Below are 20143 nucleotides of genomic sequence, written 5' to 3' on the forward strand. Positions count from 1 at the left end.
CGTATACGATGCGTGCCCAAAGCGTAAATACTGCACGTGTAGGCAGAAAGTGACCGCCTACCAAAGTGCTATGTAATGCGTGTAAGGGCTTCATTTATGTAGCGCAAAGGTAAAAAGCGCTTGCTATCGAAAGGTTGCTTGCGTAGTATATGCATCCGTTCAGGCGGGTCGTTAGCTCAGTTGGTAGAGCAGTTGACTTTTAATCAATTGGTCGTAGGTTCGAATCCTACACGACCCACCATTCAAGCAGTAGCTCGTTTGAATTAGTGGCTGAACAAGCGGTAAAAGTAAAAAAGCAAATTTGGGTCGTTAGCTCAGTTGGTAGAGCAGTTGACTTTTAATCAATTGGTCGTAGGTTCGAATCCTACACGACCCACCAAATTCAACGCCCCTGGCAGCTACCTGTCAGGGGCGTTTTGCTATGTCAGCAGAAAACCTTGATGAAGGGCTGTTGTTTGCAGCTTGCAATATTTTTCTCCCAAAATGACCTAAGATAGCTTTTTAAAAACGGATTAATTTTTTCCAAAGCTCTATTCGTCACAGCGGTAGACACAATGACTATGATGACTTTGCAGGCCGAGCGTGAAGCGCCTTTGCCCCTTGCTTATTGTCCGACCCGTATTCCCGAGGAAGATCAGACTCGGGTTGAGGATATTAAGCGACTACTGAAAACCCATAATGCCGTTTTGGTCGCTCACTATTACACCGATGATGCGATACAGCAGCTTGCAGAAGAGACCGGCGGCTGTGTCGCTGATTCATTAGAGATGGCCCGCTTTGGTGCCCGCCACCCCGCAACAACGCTTGTTGTCGCCGGTGTCCGCTTTATGGGTGAAACCGCCAAAATACTTTCGCCTGAAAAGCGCGTTTTAATGCCGACCTTAGAGGCGACCTGTTCACTGGATATTGGTTGCCCGGCTGATGAGTTCAGAGCTTTCTGTGATACACATCCTGATCGTACTGTAGTGGTCTATGCCAATACGTCGGCTGCGGTTAAGGCGCGAGCAGACTGGGTGGTGACTTCTTCGATTGCGGTAGAGGTCATTGAGCATCTGCAGGCTCGGGGCGAGAAGATCCTGTGGGCGCCCGATAAACACCTGGGCGGCTATATTCAAAACAAGACCGGCGCGGATATGCTGATGTGGGACGGTGCTTGCATCGTTCATGAAGAGTTTAAGGCCAAAGGCATTGAGGATCTTAAACGCATATATCCGGATGCAGCGGTGCTGGTGCATCCCGAGTCCCCAGAGCCGGTGGTGAGGCTTGCCGACGTAGCAGGCTCCACGTCTCAGCTAATCAAGGCGGCCAGAGAGCTGCCTAACGAGAGGTTGATCGTGGCAACCGACAGAGGCATTTTTTTCAAGATGCAGCAGGCGGTGCCGCATAAAATGCTGTTTGAGGCGCCGACGGCCGGTAATGGCGCGACCTGTCGCAGCTGTGCGCACTGCCCTTGGATGGCGATGAATGCTTTAGAGAATTTGTCGGATGCGTTGCGAGAAGGCGCCGGAGAGATTCAAGTGGATGAGCCGCTGCGGCTAAAAGCGTTAAAGCCTCTTGAGCGAATGCTGAACTTCAATGCTTAGTTTGAGTGTCTTAGCTTGAATGTCTTAGCTTGAGCGCCCGTGCTGGTAGCAGCGCGGGCGCTTTTCGTTCACATCGAGACGCTTTAATTAAAATCCTCAAGTGCCTCGCGATATTCAATGAAGTCTTCACGGCGCTGCTCAATGCGCGCCAGTGCTCGCTCATCGTACTCACGCTCAGCGGCATCTTTGGCGATGGAAAGCTGTCGAATGCCGCGGTCTACACTGCCGGTCAGCTGGAGATACTCTGCGCGGGCTAAATGCCCCCAGCTGTTGTGTCCGCTTCGGCCCGCAGCTTCGGCGAGCAGGTTAAAACCCTGTGGGTCTTCGGGGTTCTGAGCCGTAATGTCGTTAAGTAATTGATAGGCCGCCTGAGGGTCACGTTGCAGCTGTGCTTCAGCCAATATCAGCTGAGCCGGGAGGTAGCTGGGCATAAAGCGCAGCAATCGCTGACTACGCTGAATGGCATCATCGTAGCGGCCAGCTTCTAGCGCGACGGTCGCGGCAGAGGCGGGCAGCATGGCAAAATCGGGGTGCTCGCTAGCAAGCTTATCCAGCTGCGCTAGAGCGTTGTCGTTCTGGCCGTTACGTGCGGCGATCAGCGCGGCTAAGTAGTCCTGAGCAGCTTGTTCGCCGCCTTCCTGGGCAAGGCGTGTGGCTGCACGCTGAGGCGTGTTGGCATAGATGCTCAGCAGCGCACGGGCGCGTATCATGTCGTAGAGCGTATTGCTTGTGTAAGCGTCGGCAATATTCAGCTGAGCTGCACGGGCTTGGGCGGCGCTTAATCGGCTGTCTGAGACGGGGTGAGTCAGTAAAAATTCGGGCGGCGTGTCACCCTGCAGGCGAGACATGCGCTGCATGGCTCTAAACATGCGCACCATGGCTTCTGGGTCGTAGCCGGCGCTAGCCATCGCCTGTAAGCCGATGTTGTCGGCTTCTTGTTCAAACAAGCGCGAGTAGCTTAGCTGATCTTGAATGAGCGCCGCTTGAGAGCCCATGGCGGCGGCCATACCAACATCGCCGCCGCCACTCGCGGCGATGAGCATGCCCGCCAGCATGGCGGCCATGGCAGGCAGTTGAGTCTGCGACGCGCGAGCGCTGCCCCGAGCATAGTGGCGTTGCGAAAGGTGGCCCAGTTCATGGGCTAGCACCGAGGCAAAGGCGCCCTCATCCTCCGCGAATGCGAAGAGTCCCGAATTAATGCCCACCACGCCGCCGGGTACGGCAAAGGCATTAAGAGAGCCGTTATCAACCATGACAGTGATCGTGCGCAGCCCGTTAATTTGGCTATGCGGGGCTAGGCGGGCAATGAGGCTTTGTAAATAATCATTGGTAATAGGGTCTTGCCACTGGGGGGCTTGGGCACGAAACTGGCGCAGCCAGGCGCGTCCCAGGCGATACTCTTCATTGCTCACCGATGTAGACGCTGCGCCTAGGCTTGGCAGGCCGTAGTCGTTGATAGCTGCGCTTTGAGGGCTAAACAGTAAGCTGCCGCAGGCGCAAGCGAACGCACATATCCAACCTGGGTAAGCGGTACGAAGGGGCGGCATGGCATCCTCATCGGTAGTGGTTAAGCGCAGTGGTGTGATTAGAGCTATGACATTGATAAAGGCGGGGGAGTGCCGTTAAATCGATAGCCTATGAGATCAGCCGCTAAATAAACAGTTTATGCAGCAGTCTACACAACAGTCTATGCAACAATGCTGTGAATATGCAGGTTCTTTTAAAGGAGGGGCTATGTCTAAGCAAGAACGGCCTGAATCAACGGGGGGCTTTGAGCCCGACATGGTGCTAGACGCTAGTGGTCTACACTGCCCGCTGCCTTTACTAAAGGCCAAGCAGGCTTTGGCCGGCCTGTCAGCAGGTAAGCTGCTTGAGGTGCGTTCAACCGACGCCGGCTCGTGGCGCGATATGGCATCATTCACCGAGCAGAGCGCGCACACGCTGGAAGGGCGAGAGCAGCGTGACGATGTTTATGTTTACTGGATACGTAAAGCGGGAGACGCGCACCGATGACTCTGCGCACGATTCTAAAAAGCTGGGTTGAGCGCTACTTCTCAGATGAGGAGGCGCTCATTCTACTGGTGGTTTTAGTCGCAGGCTTTGCTGCGATTATCTGGTTTGGACGCATGCTGGCGCCGTTTTTTACGGCTTTAGTCGTCGCATTTTTACTGCAAGGTGTGGTGAGTGCGCTTACTCGCCGAGGCGTCCCGCACCTGCTCGCGGTAATAATGATTTTTTTAGCGTTTATCAGCGTATTGCTGACGCTGGCGTTTATTTTGATGCCGCTGATCTGGAATCAGCTGGTGGGACTGGTGCAAGAGACGCCGCGAATGTTCGCGAGTGGCCAGGGCTGGCTGGATGAGCTACAGGCGCGCTACCCGAATATTATCACGCCGGATCTTATGCAGAACTGGATAGGCGTGGCAAGTCGTGAGATTAGCCAACTGGGCCAGCGTGCCTTAACGCTATCGTTGGCTTCGCTGGGTAATATTATGTCGCTGATTATTTACCTAGTGCTGGTGCCGATTTTGGTTTTCTTTATGCTGAAAGACAGCAAAGTATTGGTAGGCTTTATGCTTTCGCTACTGCCGCAGAAGCGCACGCTGCTGTCGCGTATATGGCGTGAGATGGATAATCAAATTGCCAACTACATTCGCGGCAAGTTTATCGAAATTATTATTGTCGGTACGGTGACGTTCTTTGTCTTCACACTCCTTGGAGTGCCGTATACGGCGCTGCTCGCTGTGCTGGTCGGGTTTTCAGTGCTGGTGCCTTATATAGGCGCGGCTGTGGCTACGTTACCCGTTGCGGCGGTCGCGGGGTTTAACTTCGGCTTTAGTGAGGAGTTCATGTATGTGATGTTGGCTTATGGCGTTATTCAAGCGCTGGATGGCAATGTGCTAGCACCGATTCTATTCTCTGAAACGAATAATATTCACCCCGTTTCGATCATCGTAGCGGTGCTGTTTTTTGGCGGCATTTGGGGCTTCTGGGGCGTTTTCTTTGCGATCCCCCTGGCGACACTGCTTAAAGCGCTGGTCTACGCCTGGCCGCGCAGCATACAAGGGCGTGATCAGTCTATTGTTTTGCAAGATCGTAGGCCGCAGGACGATAGGCCTGAAGCCCCGGCCCAATAGGATAAGTAGCACTGCCTGTTACGCCCGCGCGGTGGTTCAAGTAATCAACGCGCGGGGGCAAGCAGATTTTACGAATTAGTGGGCCGCGTTGAGCGCTTCGGCCGCGGCCAGCACCTCGTCGACGTGACCCGTTACTTTAACACCGCGCCACTCGTTGGCGAGCTTGCCGTCTTTGTCGATTAAGAAGGTGCTGCGTTCAATACCTAGATGCTCTTTGCCGTACATTTTCTTTAGCTTGATAACGTCAAAAAGCGTACAAACGATTTCATCTTGGTCAGAGATAAGGTCAAAATTAAAATCCTGCTTAGCTTTGAAGTTTTCCTGAGCACGCAGACTATCGCGAGAAACCCCGAGAATAACCGTGTTGGCAGCATCGAACGCCGGTTTTCGGTCACGGAAGTCTCCGCCCTCTGTGGTGCAGCCGGGCGTACTGGCTTTCGGGTAGAAGTAAACGATGACGTTTTTGCCGCGCAGTGCCGACAGCGTCACGGCAGTGTCACCGGTAGCGGTGGCGGCGAAATCTGCAACGGGTTGGCCGACTTCAATAGGCATAATGCGTCCTTTTTCAGTATGGGTGTTAAGATCGATTATTGAGTGTGATTACACGTAAGCCAAGGGGCGTTGTCAAAGCTCAAACTAGGTGAGCGGAAAAATCACGCAGTTTTGCGCTGTACAGGCTTGAGTCGCCTGAGTACCATTTGCATCTCTGTGCGATGCGGTTGCCTGATACAGAGGCTCTGCATAGCGCTTGTTGTCGAAAAAACATTTGTTGTCGAAAAAAATATAGTTCGGTACATATGTCGACAGGTGATAACACAATTCTTGGCTGGTGAGGAATAAACGGATGATCACAGGCAGCATCGTCGCCCTGGCGACGCCAATGAAAGTCAATGGCGACATCGACTGGGAGGCGCTTCGTCGTCTGGTGAATTTCCATCTCGAGAATGGCACTGATGCCATTGTTGCTGCTGGCACGACAGGCGAACCGACGACCATGTCGTTTGCGGAGCACTTTGACGTGATTCGCACCGTCGTGGAAGAAGTGAATGGCCGTATTCCTGTGATTGCAGGAACTGGGGCCAACGCAACGTCTGAGGCCGTTGAGCTGGCGCGCTACGCCGGTGAAGTCGGGGCCGACTACTGCTTATCTGTCTGTCCTTACTACAATAAGCCTACCCAAGAAGGCCTTTATCAGCATTTTAAAGCGGTCGCCGAGGGCAGCAAACTGCCGGTGATCCTATATAACGTGCCGAGCCGCACCTGCTCCGATCTTTACAATGAAACGGTCTTACGCTTGGCCGAAGTGGATAATATTATTGGTTTAAAGGACGCCACGGGGAACCTCGAGCGTGCGGAAGATCTAATCACTCGTCTCAAGGGTACTGGCTTTATGCTCTACTCCGGTGACGATGCGACCGCCTGTGACTTTATGCTGATGGGTGGGCATGGCGATATTTCTGTGACGGCCAACGTTGCGCCCCAAGCCATGCATGATCTTTGCGCGGCAGCTGTCGCTGGTGATGCCGATAAAGCGCATCAAATTAATACGCTGCTGATGCCGCTGCATACCAATTTAGGGATAGAGTCCAATCCTATTCCGGTGAAATGGGCATTGAATCGCATGGGCTATGCCGATGCGGGCATTCGGTTGCCGATGACTTGGTTGTCAGAAAAATATCACGCCACGGTTAGTGAAGCGCTTCAGCTCGCGGGTGTGGTGGAGGAGTAATCTGACGCGATACCTTTTTATCCAGCGCGCTCATGCTGCGCTGGATACCTGATTTGTTGACTTAAGGTGGCTTGATGAGCTCTGTGCTTGAAAAACGTGCGCTTAAATGGATACCGCTGGCTCTTGCAACGGCCGTTACACTAACAGGCTGCGCGCGGGATGGTTTTTACGATGACCGCAACCTGGACTATACCGATGCCACTTCGGCACCGCCGTTGGTATTGCCAGAGACCCGTAATACCCAGCGCTACCGCGATGCACTGCCGGTGCCTCAAGCCGCTTCCCAAGGTACACGGCTTGATGAAGCCGCCGATATTCGTCCCCCGCAGTCCTTGGCGATTGGCAGTGGGCTAGAGCCTGAGTATGTTGAGCGCCGCGAAGTGGGTGATCAGGTCTGGCTAGTGGTCGCGGCTGATACAGGTACCGTGTGGCCGCAGCTCGAAGAGTTTGTGCGTAGCCGCCAACTGGCCGTGCAGGACAGCAGTGCCTCGCAGGGTATTATTGTTACCTCCCAAGCGGACATACGGTTACAAAGCGCACTGCGCGCCGGTAGCAGTGAGGTGCGCTGTGAGCGTGGCGGGCAAACCATGACGAGCTGCTTGGATGCATTGGAAAGCCATTTAAGTTCGCGCAGCGCATCTGCAAGCGTGTCTTCTTCGTGGACGGCTCAGCGTCTTACCGATGAGCAAACGTTACAAATCCGCCAGCAGGGCGACGAGTGGGAAGTCGTTATTCCACAGTCGATAGACCGCGTTTGGGCTGAGTTAAATCATTATCTCGAGTTGGATTTTGCCCAGGAAGGCCAGCGTGATTTGCTCGCCGCTGACCCCGATGGGCACGCATTCCTGGTCGAATATATGACCAAAACCGAGAGTGATCGTAACCCGTTACAAATTGTCTTCAGCCGCGATGTTCGCAAGACACCTCAAGAAATTCGCCTGGCGCTGCAATCTAATGGCGACCAGACCGTTCTGCGAGCTGTCAACGCCAGCGAACGTGCATTCAGTGCCGATGATCAGCGCGAGCTGCTTGAGCGTGTTTCCGGCTATTTACGTTAATTTGACTACCCTTGACCCCTTTCGGAGCCCCCATGGAAAAGCGCCAAGAACTCTACGCCGGTAAGGCGAAATCTGTGTATACCACCGACGATCCGGATTTGTTGGTGCTCAATTTTCGGGATGACACCAGTGCCTTTGATGGCAAAAAAGTGGAGTCGCTGGCCCGTAAGGGAATGGTTAATAACATCTTTAACGCTTTCATTATGGAGCGGTTACAGGAAGCCGGTATCCCAACCCACTTTGAAAAGCAGCTTTCTGACACGGAAAGTTTAGTTAAAAAGATGCAGATGATCCCCGTCGAGTGTGTCGTGCGCAATATTGCCGCTGGGGGGCTCGTCAAGCGGCTAGGTATTGAGGAGGGGGTCGCGCTTACCCCTCCCACCTTCGAGCTGTTCTTGAAGAATGACGAGAAGGGCGACCCGATGATAAACGAGTCGCTAGCGGAGACGTTCGGCTGGGCAACGCCTGAGCAGTTAGCTCAAATGAAGGTATTAACCTTTAAGGTTAACCATATCCTCAAAGCACTGTTCGCAGAGGGCGATATGCTGTTGGTGGATTACAAGCTGGAATTTGGCGTATTCAAAGGCGAGATAGTGCTGGGCGATGAGTTCTCCCCGGATGGCTGCCGTCTATGGGACGCTAACACCCGTGAAAAGCTCGATAAAGATCGCTTCCGTCAGGGGCTGGGCGGTGTGATTGAGGCTTACGAAGAAGTTGGCCGCCGTCTGGGTATTACGTTTCCCGCTTAAAGCTTAAGCATTGCTTGATGGCGTCTCGTAAGATTCGATAGCCACCACCTCCAGTGTGGTGGCTTCGCTGTTTTGGTATGGCTGAAATTTAATGTCCGCATCGCGCAGGCGCACGCTATATAGGCGACCAGAGGCAGCGTCTTTTTGCTGATAAGCTGGTCTCGGGTCTTGTCTCAACACTTGTTCTATTAGTGCATGCAGGGTAGCGCCATCTTGCCGTTGGGCAAGCGCTGCTAGGGCCGTTGGATGAAAAATGACTTCAATCAATGACGGCGTGTTAGGCGCAAAACCTGAGCGCGCATCAGGAAGAGCTTCGGCCCAGGGCAGATAGGGTTTTATATCCACCACCGGGGTGCCGCTGACCAAGTCGCAGCCTGATAGCGTCAGCGTCACGCCGTTTTGAGTGTTAATGTCTGTTAAGGCTACCAGTGAAAGCCCTAGGCGATTCGGGCGGTGTGTGCTGCGGCTGGCAAAAACACCCACCTTTTTGTTACCCCCCAAGCGCGGTGGCCGTATTAGCGGTGACCAGCGCTCAGGGCTCTGATGAAAAATAAAGGTTAGCCAGAGATGGCTGAAATCTTCCAAGCCGCGCACTGTTAGCGGGTCGTTATAAGGGGGCGTGAGTACAAGCGTGGCTTGTGCGGCCGGTGCGAGGCCGGGCTGGCGCGGAATCCCGAACTTGTCCGGGTAGTCGCTCACCACATGGCCAATGGGAGATAGCGTAAAATGCTCGTTGTGCAGGGCGTCGTCCATCACACTGCCTTTTACTGGAAACTGGCTGCGTAGTATAAAGCAGGCCGGTAGGTTAAGTGTGATCGAATGATCCTTTATCGAAAGAACCTTTTTCAAATGTACGCCGAACAGCTCAGAGGTGACGTATGACCAATACCGAGGAGCACCAAACGGTAGTGCCCACAGACGCGCGAGTGATTTGTCGCGCAGCGTTGGCACGCGACGCGGCTGATCAGGCTGAAGTCTTTTATCATGCAGTGATGCAGGGCGCGGCGACTCACTACACGCTCTCCGAGAGACGTGCGTGGGCTCAGGCTCTGCCACGAGAGGGCAGTGCGTGGGCGGTGCGCCAAGCGCTGTATACCACGCTAGTGGCTACTTGCGATGGCCGGTGTGTCGGGTTTCTGGAATTGGACTTATCCACAGGGCGAATTGAGACGCTCTATGTATGGCCGTCATTAGCAGGCCGCGGTATTGGCACGACGCTGCTTGTCCATGCAGAGCGAATGCTGCTTGAAGAAGGCAAGGGGCGGGTGGAGATAGAGGCGAGCCTAGTGCTCTATGAGCGCCTGCTGCGCCGCGGCTGGGAAAGCCACGGCGAACAGTGGGTGGAGCGCAGTGGAGAGCGGCTCCAGCGTTACCGACTATCAAAGTCTCTTAGCGCGATTGAAACGTAGGTTGATTCATAATCAGCCCTTACACGCTATAGCTACGTGTAATGCGCATTGAGAGATCAATCGAGGCAATATCCTTGGTGAGCGCGCCGCTAGAGATGCAGTCGACGCCGGTGTCGGCGATTGCACGCAAAGTGCTGGCATCAACGTTGCCTGAGGCTTCCAGAGTGGCGCGGCCACCGTTAATCTCGACTGCAGCGTAAAGGTCTTCAATAGCGAAGTTGTCGAGCATCACAATATCGGCACCGGCGGCCAGCGCCTGATCCAATTCCTCAAAGCTTTCGACTTCCACTTCCACGGGCAGGTCGCTGGCCAACTTTCGTGCCTGGGCGACCGCGGCTTGGATACCACCACAGGCGGTGATGTGGTTTTCTTTGATCAAAAACGCATCCCAGAGACCAAGCCGATGATTGTGGCCGCCGCCACAGGTAACCGCATATTTCTGCGCTAGGCGCATGCCAGGCAGTGTTTTGCGTGTGTCGAGCAGGCGTGCGTTGGTGCCTTCAATCAGGTCGGCATAGGTGCGTGTTGCGGTGGCCGTAGCAGACAGTGTTTGCAGCACATTGAGGGCCGCTCGTTCGCCGGTGAGCAGTGTTCGAGCGGGGCCTTCCAGGGTTAAGAAGCACTGGCCCGCCTCAAGCTTATCACCGTCGGCGGCGTGCCAGCTTAAGCTTGCACGGCTATCCAGTCGGCGGAAGATTTCGTCCACCCAGGCTGCGCCGCATAGCACGGCGGCTTCGCGGGTAATAATATCTGCCGTGGCCCACTGGTGCTCAGGGATCAATTGCGCGGTAATGTCGCCAGGGCCAACGTCTTCTGCTATCAGACGAGCAGCGCTGGCGCGGATTTCTTCGGCAAGAGCAGATTGATAGTGCATAGCGTTGGATTCTCTAGGCGTCTTAAAATGTGTACGGCCAGTATAATGAAAGAAAGCGGTGAATGAGAGCGCTAACCAAGAGGAGGCCTTGCGCGTGGAAAATCAACAAACGCTTAGCGGCTGGTGGGAAAGTGCACGAAAAGTCGTCTCGCCTAACGTTGATAATCGGCCTGACGGCGAAGTGTCACTGCTAGTGATTCATGCGATAAGCCTTCCGCCGGGTGAGTTTAGCGGTACGGCGATTGAAGCGCTGTTTACCAATCAGCTGGCGATCGATGAGCATCCTTTTTTTGCGAGCATTGCCCATTTAAGAGTATCTGCTCACCTGCTGATACGCCGCGATGGCGAGTGCGTTCAGTTTGTTGATACCGACCAGCGTGCCTGGCATGCAGGACGTTCTTGCTGGTGGGATGCGCGGCAAGCTATGTGGCGTAGGACGCTTAACGATTTCTCAGTGGGTATTGAGCTTGAAGGGGATGATGTAACACCGTTTACTAAAGCGCAGTATCTGGCGCTGGCACGGGCGACAAGATGGTTGTTCAGCCGCTACCCTCAGCTCGATAGTGGGCGTATCACCGGTCATGCGCATGTCGCGCCACTGCGCAAAACAGACCCTGGGCCCGCCTTTGACTGGGCGTATTTTTATAGGTTGCTAAAAGAATAGCGGTGAATGCTAATGCTCATCACCGTACTCCTATTAAGTGCTTCAATAGCTAGATAATAAAACGGTAGTTTAATTACAGGGTGCAGGCATTTAGTCATACTGGGTGATGTTCTATAAATCGCTTATGTTGCAGTGCAATAGTTTGTTTTCGATAGGCTTTTACGTTGATCTAGAATTGGCAGCGTGGCGACTTTGCGGTATCTTCACCTATACAAAAGGCTAACTTTTACGACATTTGTGTAGCTTTACTACATCAAGATGTACGTAGCTTGTTGAATGTAGAGCGAAAACCTATCCGGCAACCATTTGCCGGCTGAATGTTGGTGCGTAGTGGTATGCCACACCACCGCCCCAGGCCCTACCGGGTAGCGGGGATTATTGTCATTTATCGTCATTCGGAGAGACCTCTATGAGTCTGAAGACAAGAGAAGATCTCGATCCGATCGAAACTACGGAATGGATAGACTCCTTAGAATCGGTGTTGGATCGTGAGGGCGAAGATCGTGCCCGCTACCTAATGACCCGCCTGGCGGATCGTCTGCGCCGGGATGGGATGAAGGTACCCTTCTCGGTGACAACCCCGCACCGTAATACGATCCCGGTTCATCGTGAAGCGCCGATGCCTGGCGATTTGTTCATGGAGCGCCGTATCCGCTCTTTGATTCGTTACAACGCTATTGCGCAGGTTATTCGTAATAACCGCGCCAAGCCGGGCCTGGGTGGCCATATTGCCAGCTTTATGTCATCTGCAACGCTATATGACGTAGGCTTTAACCACTTCTTCCGCGCTGCTAAAGATGATTTTGCCGGTGACTTGATTTATATCCAGGGTCATGTGGCGCCAGGCATCTACGCCCGTTCTTTCTTAGAAGGACGTCTAAGCGAAGCGCAGATGGATAAGTTCCGCCAGGAAGTCGATGGCGATGGCCTTTCTTCTTACCCGCACCCGTGGCTAATGCCCGATTACTGGCAGTTCCCCACGGTATCGATGGGGCTAGGGCCGATTCAGGCGATTTACCAGGCTCACGTGATGAAGTATCTGCATCATCGCGAGCTGAAGGATATGCACGACCGTAAGATCTGGTGCTTCATGGGTGACGGCGAGTGTGACGAGCCGGAATCACTGGGCGCTATTTCGTTGGCGGGCCGTGAAAACCTCGACAACCTGATCTTCGTGATCAACTGCAACCTCCAGCGTCTTGACGGTCCTGTTCGCGGTAACTCTCGCGTCATGGACGAGTTCGAAGGCGTATTCCGTGGCGCTGGCTGGAACGTTATTAAGGTCGTTTGGGGCCGCCACTGGGATCCGCTGTTCGAGAAGGATAAAAAAGGCATCCTTCAAAATCGCATGGACGAAGCGGTCGATGGCGAGTACCAGAACTACAAAGCCAACGGCGGTGCCTACACCCGTGAGCACTTCTTTGGTAAGTATCCAGAAACCGAAGAGATGGTTAAAGATCTCTCTGACGACGATATCTGGAAGCTCAACCGCGGCGGCCACGACCCGTTCAAGGTCTATGCGGCGTATAACGAAGCGGTCAATACCTCTAACGGCAAGCCGACGGTCATTTTAGCGCATACCGTAAAAGGCTATGGCATGGGTAGCGGCGATGGCGAAGCTGAAAATGGCGCGCACCAGGTCAAGAGCATGGAATACGAAGCGCTCAAGACCTTCCGTGACCGCTTTGGCATTCCATTAACCGACGAACAGCTGAAAGACGTGCCTTACTACAAGCCGGATGATGAATCTCCCGAGCTTAAGTATATGCATCTTCAGCGTGAACGCTTGAATGGCTATCTGCCTAGCCGACGCAGTGATTTCGAAGCCTTAGAAATCCCTTCGCTGGAAGATAAGACCTTTGCTTCGCAAATGGTTGGTTCGAAAGGCCGTGAAGTCTCCACCACGATGTCTTTTGTGCGGATACTCAACGGCTTGGTCAAGGATAAGAAGCTAGGCAAGTATGTTGTGCCGATTATCCCTGATGAAGCGCGTACTTTCGGCATGGAAGGCATGTTCCGTCAGCTAGGTATCTATACCGCTGAAGGTCAGAAATATGAGCCGGTCGATAAAGGCCAGATCATGTTCTACCGCGAGGATCAGAAAGGTCAGATTCTTGAGGAAGGTATTACCGAGCCGGGCGCCATGTCTGCCTGGATCGCTGCGGCAACGTCCTACAGTAATAACCATGTGACGCTATTGCCGTTCTACATCTATTACTCAATGTTTGGTTTCCAGCGTATTGGCGACCTAGCTTGGGCGGCGGGTGACCTGCAGGCGCGCGGCTTTATGGTCGGCGGCACGGCGGGGCGTACCACGCTTAACGGCGAAGGGTTACAGCATCAAGATGGCCATAGCCTGCTTCAGGCGTCGCTCATCCCTAACTGCCGTAGCTACGACCCGACCTATGCGCATGAAGTGGCGGTTATTGTTCAGGATGGTTTGAAACGCATGTTCACCGATAAGGAGAACTGCTTCTACTACCTGACCGTGATGAACGAGAACTACGAGCATCCTGTGCTGGAAGACGTGCCGGTCGACGATATCGTCAAAGGCATGTACTTGCTGCGCGAAACCAAGGGTGACAAAGGCCGCGTTCAGCTGCTTGGTTCTGGCACCATTCTGCGTGAAGTGGAAGCGGCGGCCGAGCTGCTTGAAAATGAGTGGGGCATTGGCGCCGACATTTGGAGCGTGACCAGCTTTAACGAGCTGCGTCGTGAAGCGCTGCTGCTAGATCGTGAAGCCTTCCTAAGCCCAGATGCTGAAGCGCTCAAGCCGCACGTCACGAAATGCTTGGAAGGTCGTGAAGGGCCGGTGATTGCCTCGACCGATTACATGAAGCTTTACGCTGATCAAGTGCGTGCTTGGGTACCGGGCGACTACACTGTACTAGGTACCGATGGCTACGGTCGTTCGGACACGCGTGAGAAGCTGCGTTACTTCTTCGAAGTTGACCGTTACTTCGTCACCGTCGCCGCGCTGCGTGCGCTGGCAGACCGTGGCGAGATTGATCGCAAACTTGTCGGCGAAGCGCTGAAGAAGTACGGCATTGATGCCAGTAAGCCTAACCCGCTGACTAGCTAAACCGCTGCCCGGTGGGCATGTGCCCACCGGCTCGATCCGATTTGGAAGGAGCGCGACCTTGAGTAGCGAAATCATCAAAGTTCCCGATATCGGTGGCGATACCGATGTCGAAATCATCGAGATTGCGGTGTCAGAAGGCGACGTCATTGAAGCGGAAGACACCCTGATCACTCTGGAATCTGATAAAGCCAGCATGGATGTGCCTGCCCCGAAAGGCGGTAAGGTCATTAAAGTGCTGGTCAAAGAAGGCGACACCGTTTCCGAAGGTGACGATATCGTTGAGCTAGAAGTTGAAGGCGGCGGCGAAAGTAGTGACGAGAGTGACGATGCGCAGCCAGATGCTGACGCTGAAAGCCAGTCAGAGACCGAGCCGGCGAAAGAAGATAAAGCTGAAAAGCCGTCCCAAGAGCAAAAGCCTGCTGCTAAAAAGGCGGCCGGTGGTAAGCAAACGGTTGATATCATAGTGCCTGACTTGGGCGGCTCTGATAGCGTCGAAATTATTGAAGTCGCTGTAAACGAAGGCGACGAAGTAGAGGCTGAAGACACGCTGATTACCTTGGAGTCTGATAAGGCCTCCATGGACGTGCCGAGCCCTTATAGTGGCAAAATCGTTACCTTCACTGTGAAAGAGGGCGATACCGTTTCCGAAGGCGATGTTATTGGCCAGATGGAAGTCACGGGTGAAGGCGGCGAAGAAGAGACTGAGGAAGCATCTGACGAGGAAGCTTCTAGCCAAGCCAGCAGCGAGCCGGAAGAGTCGTCTGAAGAAGACGATGATCAAGAAGAGGCTACAAGCGGCGAGCCGGAGCGCAAAGAAATTCGCGTGCCAGAGATGTCGGGTGCCTCTGACGTGCCGATTATTGAAATTGGCGTGGCCGCAGGCGATGAGATCAACGTGGAAGATGCGCTGATCACGCTGGAGTCTGACAAAGCCTCGATGGACGTGCCCAGCCCCTATAAAGGTAAGCTCATTGAGTTAACCGTTAAAGAGGGCGACACCGTCTCTGAAGGCGATGTGATTGGCTATATCGAAGTGGCTGCTAGCGGTAAAAAAGCCGCGCCGAAAAAGGCCGCCCCTGAGAAAGCTGCGCCTGAAAAAGATAAAGGCAGTGCTAGCCCAGCCAGCGATAAGGCCTCTGCCTCACCGGCGGGTACGCCAAGCCCTGAAGCACAGATGGCGGCCCACAAACCTCGTGATGGCAAGCTAGTTCATGCCGGACCTGCCGTACGTATGCTGGCCCGTGAGCTGGGTGTCGATATCGGGCTAGTGAAGCCTAGCGGCCCGAAAGATCGCGTGCTCAAAGAGGACGTGCAGTCTTACGTCAAGCAGGCAATTGCCAATCAGGGAGCTGCTCCGCAAGGCGCAGCCGCGGCGACTGGCGGCGCGGGTATTCCGCCAATCCCCGCCGTCGACTTCAGCCAGTTTGGTGAAGTGGAAGAGAAGCCGATGGGGCGTCTGCTCAAAATGGGCGCTACCAACCTGCATCGCAGCTGGCTCAATGTTCCTCACGTCACGCAGTTTGACGAAGCGGACATTACCGAGCTTGAAGCCTTCCGCAAGGCCATGAAGGCTGAAGCCGAAGCGCAGGGTGCTAAGCTCACGCCGCTACCGTTTATGGTCAAAGCCTGTGCTTTTGCACTGCGTAAATTCCCGCAGTTCAATGTCAGCTTGAAGGGCGATGGTGAAACGCTGGTATGGAAGAACTATGTCCATATTGGTATCGCTGTTGATACCCCTGATGGCCTGATGGTGCCTGTGCTGCGTGATGCTGATAAAAAGTCCTTGATTGAGATTGCTAAGGACATGGCTGATCTGGGCAAAAAAGCACAAAGCAAAAAGCTCAAGCGTGATGAAATGACCGGTGGTTGCTTCACTATTTCGAGCCTCGGTTCTATTGGTGGTACGGCATTTACACCGATCGTCAACGCGCCGGAAGTCGCTATTCTGGGTGTGTCGAAAGCGCAGATGAAGCCGGTATGGGATGGTAATGCTTTCCAACCGCGTTTGATGATGCCGCTTTCGCTCTCTTATGACCACCGAGCGATCAATGGAGCTGATGCAGCACGCTTCACCGCCTTCTTGGCAGACGTACTGACTGATATTCGTCGTTTACTTCTGTAATCGATAGAATTAAAGCTTCACAAGCGGCGCCCCTTGGGGCGCCGCTTGTGTTTGGTTTGAATACGTCGTGCAGATATTGGCAATTTCAGTTCTAAAAGCGACCAAAGTAGAGTTTTAAACGGCTATTTGTGCTCACCTAGCTGTTTTAATTTAAAAAAGTGGAATAAAAACGGGTCTCTCAGGCTTTTGGGGAGTTGTGTCGTCTGGTGGGCACGGTTATTGTCGAGTAATACATTTTTTCATATTTTTAAACTTCAAGGAGCAGTGCCATGCGTTTAATCCTGTTGGGTGCCCCCGGCGCCGGGAAGGGGACTCAAGCTCAGTTTATTTGTGAGCAATTCAAGATTCCTCAGATTTCCACCGGGGATATGCTGCGCACGGCCATTAAAGATGGCACTGAGCTGGGCCTAAAAGTAAAAGAGATCATGAACAGCGGCGGCTTGGTATCAGACGACATTATTATCGATCTGGTTAAAGAACGCATCGGCCAGCCGGACTGCGAAAACGGCTTTCTATTCGATGGTTTTCCACGCACGATCCCCCAGGCTGACGCGATGAAAGAAGGCGGTGTAAAGCTGGATCACGTAGTGGAGATTGCCGTGCCCGATGAAGAAATCGTCAATCGTTTAGCCGGGCGTCGCGTTCATCCAGCCTCTGGCCGTGTCTACCACGTTGAGCATAATCCACCCAAAGAGCCGGGCAAGGATAATGTCACTGGCGAAGCGCTTATTCAGCGTGAAGATGATCAAGAGTCCACGGTGCGTAATCGTTTATCGGTTTATCATGATCAAACGGCCCCGTTGGTCGATTACTATCAGCAATGGGCAACGGAAGATGCTGAAAGCGCCCCGCAATACCACCGTATTGAAGGTGTAGGCAGTGTGACCGACATTACCCGCCAAGTGAAAGAAGCGCTGAGCTAAGTCGCAAAACGCACTACATTGGCTATATACAGAACTTTGATGATGGCTCGCTTTAAGCGGGCCATCGTCGTGTTAGCGTGGTGTGGGTATAATGTCGTAATGTTTCTTTCGAGTGGCCCTTTGCTATGCCGTTATATTTGCTTGCCCTTGACGCCTCATCGAGCGCTTGCTCCGTCGCTCTGCTGCGCCAAGAAGACGCCTCTGACACTGGGCATCTAGCGCCCGAGAACCTAACGCCAGAACATCCGAAGATCGAATGCCTGGCACGTTTTGAAATGACGCCTCGCGCCCATACGCGTCGATTACTGCCAATGGTAGATGAAGTGCTTGCCGAGGCGCAGGTAACCCCAGCTCAGCTTGACGCCGTAGCGTTTGGTCGCGGCCCAGGGTCGTTTACCGGGTTGCGCATTGCCGCGGGTGCTGCCCAGGGGCTTGCCTTTGGTTTGGACCGCCCGCTCCTGGGTATTTCTACGCTGGAAGCCCTTGCCCTTCAGGCACACCGGCGCTATCACCTGCGCCATGTTGTGACGGCTATCGATGCCCGTATGGGCGAGATCTATGCCGCAACGTGGCATTGCCTGAAAGACACTATTACGGTGATGAGCGCGGAGGCCGTGTTAGCCCCAGAGGCGATGCGCCTGCCCAGCGGAGAAACCGACTGGGTCGGCGTCGGCAGCGGCTTTACGTTATGGGAGCGCTTCACGACTGATGTGCAGCTTAGTATGCCCCAGCACTTGTGTGACCTTGAGCCTCGCGCTGAAGAAATGGCATGGCTAGCGGCGCGTGACTTTGCTGCTGGGCTTGGCCAAGCGGCGCATTTGATTCTACCGGTTTATCTGCGTAATGACGTTGCTTGGAAAAAGCCCGCGTGATCGGTGTGCCGAGTGACCTTGAGAGCGATATTAATAACATCGCTTTGCCAGCGGGTTTGCGCCTAATACAAGGCGATGAAGGGCTGGCGCTGGTGGGTGATGAGGATCGCTACGGGAAGCCGCTAAGCGTCGATTTTACGGCGGGCAAGGCTGCCCATCGACGCCGCTTTGGCGGTGGGCGTGGTCAGCTAGTCGCCAAAGCCTGCGGGCTGAGCAAAGGCGTATCGCCGAGCATTGTTGATGCAACTGCAGGGCTGGGGCGCGATGCCTTTGTACTCGCAAGCCTCGGTGCGCAGGTGCTGTTAATTGAGCGGGTAGCGGCGATTGCAGCGCTGCTGGAAGATGGCTTAAAGCGGGCATTGAAGCATAGCGAGACGGCAGATATTGCTGCACGCATGATGCTCGCACACGGCGATGCTGCTCAATCGTTGGCGCAGCTGGTTGCCAGCGCCTGTTTTACGCCGCAGGTCATACATCTTGATCCTATGTTTCCCCACCGTGAGAAGTCCGCGCTGGTGAAAAAAGAGATGCGCCTGTTTCGCGAGCTCGCCGGTGATGATAACGATGCCCCGCGGCTGCTTGAGGCAGCGCTGGATGTGGCGACGCATCGCGTGGTCGTTAAGCGTCCGCGCAAGGCGCCGCCTATTGCTGGGCCTGCGCCTCAGCACACGCTAGAAGGCAAAACCAGTCGCTATGATTTATACGTCCATCGTTCGTTAGTACGGTAGCTCACCGCTAACGCAAGGAGTACCCATGCACAATGCGTGGCGAGAAGGGAATCATTTTACGTTGCTGCCAGAAGCCACGCGCTTTCTTCCGGCCATGTTGGAAGCGGTCAATGCCGCGCAGCACTATGTGCTGGTCGAACTTTATCTGATGGAGTCTGGCGAGCTTGCTAGTCAAGCTATTGATGCGCTCATTGGCGCTGCAGGGCGCGGCGTCTGCGTCTGTTTGCTACTCGATGGCTACGGCTCGATGGGGCTGTCCCGTGATGATCGACAGCGGTTGAAGCAGGGTGGTGTTCAGCTACGCTTTTTTAACCCGCTAGGCTTTCACTCTTTAGCCCTAAACTTGAGCCGCGATCACCGTAAAATTGTCGTTATTGACGGTGAGCAGGCGTTTACCGGTGGTTTTGGTGCGGTCGATGAGTTTCTCAATGCTTGGTATGAGATTGCGCTGCGTATTGAGGGGCCGGTAGTGGCTGACTGGGAGCTGCTATTTCGGCGGCTGTGGCATTCGCGGCTAACGCGCGCCGAAAAGGGTGATGAACGTGCGGTCGGCCTGCCTGAAAGGCGCGAGCCGCATGAACAGCCTAACGGCATGCCAGGGCGTGCGATGTCGGCACGGGGCTATCGTTATCAAGCCATTCGTCATTCATTGCACGGGCGTGTGAATAACGCCAAAACGCAGCTGTGGCTATGCACACCGTATTTTGTGCCAACGTTTGCCCTGCGCCGCCGCTTAGTTCGAGCGGCGCGGCGCGGTGTTGATGTCCGCTTGCTGCTGCCCGGTGCTAAGCATGATCACCCCGGCGTTCGCTTTGCCGGTCAGCGTTTTTATCAGACAATGCTTAAGGCCGGAGTGCGTATTTTTGAGTTCCAGCCGACGTTTATTCATGCCAAGTTTGTACTCGCCGACGAGTGGATAAGTATCGGCTCGTGTAATTTTGATCACTGGAACTTGCACTGGAACCTAGAGGCCAATCAAGAGGTAATGGACCCACGGCTGGCAACTGAAGTACGCCAGATGTTTGAGCGCAACTTTGCCACCAGCCAAGAAGTGGATGCGAAAACGTGGGCAGCGCGCCCCTGGGGGCAGCGCGCCAAAGAGTGGGTCTATGGGATCCTAGATGCGATGGTGACGCGTATTAAATAGCGCTTGAAGCCCACTCTTGAAACCTGTTCTTGAAACTCGCTCTGAAAATTAGCACATGGAAGTTTG

The 20143-nt window shown here is 54.1% G+C and carries 18 protein-coding genes and 2 tRNA genes; 16 read left to right on the forward strand and 4 right to left on the reverse strand.

What is annotated here, in order from left to right; all coding sequences use genetic code 11:
- Window positions 1–165: 165 nt before the first annotated feature.
- The 3 genes from CIK78_RS06100 to nadA all read left to right on the forward strand — a co-directional run bounded on the left by CIK78_RS06100 (window position 166) and on the right by nadA (window position 1583).
- Window positions 166–241: transfer RNA gene (locus tag CIK78_RS06100), tRNA-Lys, on the forward strand.
- A gap of 62 nt (window positions 242–303) precedes the next feature.
- Window positions 304–379, forward strand: a tRNA-Lys gene (locus CIK78_RS06105).
- A gap of 175 nt (window positions 380–554) precedes the next feature.
- Window positions 555–1583 (forward strand): quinolinate synthase NadA, encoded by a 1029-nt coding sequence (gene nadA, locus CIK78_RS06110; RefSeq protein WP_096278207.1) that lies wholly within the window; start codon window positions 555–557, stop codon window positions 1581–1583.
- A gap of 83 nt (window positions 1584–1666) precedes the next feature.
- On the opposite strand, the gene CIK78_RS06115 is transcribed toward nadA, so the two are convergent.
- Window positions 1667–3130 carry a M48 family metalloprotease gene (locus CIK78_RS06115; protein WP_096278209.1) on the reverse strand — a complete coding sequence of 488 codons (1464 nt, stop codon included), beginning with the start codon at window positions 3128–3130 and terminating at the stop codon, window positions 1667–1669.
- A 187-nt stretch (window positions 3131–3317) separates the two neighbouring features.
- On the opposite strand from CIK78_RS06115, the gene CIK78_RS06120 reads away from it, so the two are divergent.
- A complete protein-coding gene (locus CIK78_RS06120) occupies window positions 3318–3596 on the forward strand; it encodes a sulfurtransferase TusA family protein (RefSeq protein ID WP_096278211.1) in 279 nt (92 codons plus the stop codon).
- Window positions 3593–4720 (forward strand): AI-2E family transporter, encoded by a 1128-nt coding sequence (locus tag CIK78_RS06125; protein ID WP_096278213.1) that lies wholly within the window; start codon window positions 3593–3595, stop codon window positions 4718–4720. The genes CIK78_RS06120 and CIK78_RS06125 overlap by 4 nt, the downstream gene beginning before the upstream one ends.
- Before the next feature lie 75 nt (window positions 4721–4795).
- On the opposite strand, the gene CIK78_RS06130 is transcribed toward CIK78_RS06125, so the two are convergent.
- Window positions 4796–5272 carry a peroxiredoxin gene (locus CIK78_RS06130; RefSeq protein WP_096278215.1) on the reverse strand — a complete coding sequence of 159 codons (477 nt, stop codon included), beginning with the start codon at window positions 5270–5272 and terminating at the stop codon, window positions 4796–4798.
- A 292-nt stretch (window positions 5273–5564) separates the two neighbouring features.
- On the opposite strand from CIK78_RS06130, the gene dapA reads away from it, so the two are divergent.
- From dapA to purC, 3 genes are all read left to right on the forward strand, one after another.
- Entirely contained in the window at window positions 5565–6449 is an 885-nt protein-coding gene (gene dapA / locus CIK78_RS06135; protein ID WP_096278217.1) for a 4-hydroxy-tetrahydrodipicolinate synthase, read from the forward strand.
- 74 nt (window positions 6450–6523) lie between these two features.
- Complete coding sequence (gene bamC, locus CIK78_RS06140; RefSeq protein ID WP_096278219.1) at window positions 6524–7507, forward strand: outer membrane protein assembly factor BamC; 984 nt, start codon at window positions 6524–6526, stop codon at window positions 7505–7507.
- A gap of 32 nt (window positions 7508–7539) precedes the next feature.
- Entirely contained in the window at window positions 7540–8256 is a 717-nt protein-coding gene (purC, locus tag CIK78_RS06145; RefSeq protein ID WP_096278221.1) for a phosphoribosylaminoimidazolesuccinocarboxamide synthase, read from the forward strand.
- Between the two features lie 3 nt (window positions 8257–8259).
- Here the strand turns inward: purC and tsaA are convergent, their stop codons facing one another.
- The gene (tsaA, locus tag CIK78_RS06150) at window positions 8260–9009 is read right to left on the reverse strand and encodes a tRNA (N6-threonylcarbamoyladenosine(37)-N6)-methyltransferase TrmO (RefSeq protein ID WP_096278223.1); all 750 of its coding nucleotides are present in this window, start codon (window positions 9007–9009) and stop codon (window positions 8260–8262) included.
- A 125-nt stretch (window positions 9010–9134) separates the two neighbouring features.
- On the opposite strand from tsaA, the gene CIK78_RS06155 reads away from it, so the two are divergent.
- Window positions 9135–9665 carry a GNAT family N-acetyltransferase gene (locus tag CIK78_RS06155; RefSeq protein WP_096278226.1) on the forward strand — a complete coding sequence of 177 codons (531 nt, stop codon included), beginning with the start codon at window positions 9135–9137 and terminating at the stop codon, window positions 9663–9665.
- 19 nt (window positions 9666–9684) lie between these two features.
- Here CIK78_RS06155 and nadC read toward each other — a convergent pair whose 3' ends face one another.
- Window positions 9685–10539, reverse strand: a complete 855-nt coding sequence (gene nadC / locus CIK78_RS06160; RefSeq protein ID WP_096278228.1) for a carboxylating nicotinate-nucleotide diphosphorylase — start codon at window positions 10537–10539, stop codon at window positions 9685–9687.
- Window positions 10540–10633: 94 nt separating this feature from the next.
- On the opposite strand from nadC, the gene ampD reads away from it, so the two are divergent.
- The 7 genes from ampD (at window position 10634) to CIK78_RS06195 (ending at window position 20077) form a co-directional block, all read left to right on the forward strand.
- A complete protein-coding gene (gene ampD / locus CIK78_RS06165; protein ID WP_096282290.1) occupies window positions 10634–11203 on the forward strand; it encodes a 1,6-anhydro-N-acetylmuramyl-L-alanine amidase AmpD in 570 nt (189 codons plus the stop codon).
- 409 nt (window positions 11204–11612) lie between these two features.
- The gene (aceE, locus tag CIK78_RS06170) at window positions 11613–14285 is read left to right on the forward strand and encodes a pyruvate dehydrogenase (acetyl-transferring), homodimeric type (RefSeq protein ID WP_096278230.1); all 2673 of its coding nucleotides are present in this window, start codon (window positions 11613–11615) and stop codon (window positions 14283–14285) included.
- Window positions 14286–14343: 58 nt separating this feature from the next.
- Window positions 14344–16407 (forward strand): pyruvate dehydrogenase complex dihydrolipoyllysine-residue acetyltransferase, encoded by a 2064-nt coding sequence (gene aceF, locus CIK78_RS06175; RefSeq protein ID WP_096278232.1) that lies wholly within the window; start codon window positions 14344–14346, stop codon window positions 16405–16407.
- A gap of 269 nt (window positions 16408–16676) precedes the next feature.
- Complete coding sequence (gene adk / locus CIK78_RS06180; RefSeq protein ID WP_096278235.1) at window positions 16677–17330, forward strand: adenylate kinase; 654 nt, start codon at window positions 16677–16679, stop codon at window positions 17328–17330.
- 125 nt (window positions 17331–17455) lie between these two features.
- Entirely contained in the window at window positions 17456–18202 is a 747-nt protein-coding gene (gene tsaB, locus CIK78_RS06185; RefSeq protein WP_096278237.1) for a tRNA (adenosine(37)-N6)-threonylcarbamoyltransferase complex dimerization subunit type 1 TsaB, read from the forward strand.
- Between the two features lie 65 nt (window positions 18203–18267).
- Window positions 18268–18930, forward strand: a complete 663-nt coding sequence (locus CIK78_RS06190) for a class I SAM-dependent methyltransferase (protein ID WP_318781714.1) — start codon at window positions 18268–18270, stop codon at window positions 18928–18930.
- Window positions 18931–18955: 25 nt separating this feature from the next.
- Entirely contained in the window at window positions 18956–20077 is a 1122-nt protein-coding gene (locus CIK78_RS06195; protein ID WP_096278239.1) for a phospholipase D-like domain-containing protein, read from the forward strand.
- Window positions 20078–20143 lie beyond the last annotated feature (66 nt).

The sequence above is a fragment of the Halomonas sp. JB37 genome (genome assembly GCF_002332255.1).
GTDB classification, from domain to species: Bacteria; Pseudomonadota; Gammaproteobacteria; order Pseudomonadales; family Halomonadaceae; genus Vreelandella; species Vreelandella casei.

Bases quoted from the DNA above. Each gene is read 5' to 3' on its own strand.
- nadA (WP_096278207.1), top strand. From the start codon at position 555: ATGACTATGATGACTTTGCAGGCCGAGCGTGAAGCGCCTTTGCCCCTT.
- CIK78_RS06115 (WP_096278209.1), bottom strand. From the start codon at position 3,130: ATGCCGCCCCTTCGTACCGCTTACCCAGGTTGGATATGTGCGTTCGCT.
- CIK78_RS06120 (WP_096278211.1), top strand. From the start codon at position 3,318: ATGTCTAAGCAAGAACGGCCTGAATCAACGGGGGGCTTTGAGCCCGAC.
- CIK78_RS06125 (WP_096278213.1), top strand. From the start codon at position 3,593: ATGACTCTGCGCACGATTCTAAAAAGCTGGGTTGAGCGCTACTTCTCA.
- CIK78_RS06130 (WP_096278215.1), bottom strand. From the start codon at position 5,272: ATGCCTATTGAAGTCGGCCAACCCGTTGCAGATTTCGCCGCCACCGCT.
- dapA (WP_096278217.1), top strand. From the start codon at position 5,565: ATGATCACAGGCAGCATCGTCGCCCTGGCGACGCCAATGAAAGTCAAT.
- bamC (WP_096278219.1), top strand. From the start codon at position 6,524: ATGAGCTCTGTGCTTGAAAAACGTGCGCTTAAATGGATACCGCTGGCT.
- purC (WP_096278221.1), top strand. From the start codon at position 7,540: ATGGAAAAGCGCCAAGAACTCTACGCCGGTAAGGCGAAATCTGTGTAT.
- tsaA (WP_096278223.1), bottom strand. From the start codon at position 9,009: ATGGACGACGCCCTGCACAACGAGCATTTTACGCTATCTCCCATTGGC.
- CIK78_RS06155 (WP_096278226.1), top strand. From the start codon at position 9,135: ATGACCAATACCGAGGAGCACCAAACGGTAGTGCCCACAGACGCGCGA.
- nadC (WP_096278228.1), bottom strand. From the start codon at position 10,539: ATGCACTATCAATCTGCTCTTGCCGAAGAAATCCGCGCCAGCGCTGCT.
- aceE (WP_096278230.1), top strand. From the start codon at position 11,613: ATGAGTCTGAAGACAAGAGAAGATCTCGATCCGATCGAAACTACGGAA.
- adk (WP_096278235.1), top strand. From the start codon at position 16,677: ATGCGTTTAATCCTGTTGGGTGCCCCCGGCGCCGGGAAGGGGACTCAA.
- tsaB (WP_096278237.1), top strand. From the start codon at position 17,456: ATGCCGTTATATTTGCTTGCCCTTGACGCCTCATCGAGCGCTTGCTCC.
- CIK78_RS06195 (WP_096278239.1), top strand. From the start codon at position 18,956: ATGCACAATGCGTGGCGAGAAGGGAATCATTTTACGTTGCTGCCAGAA.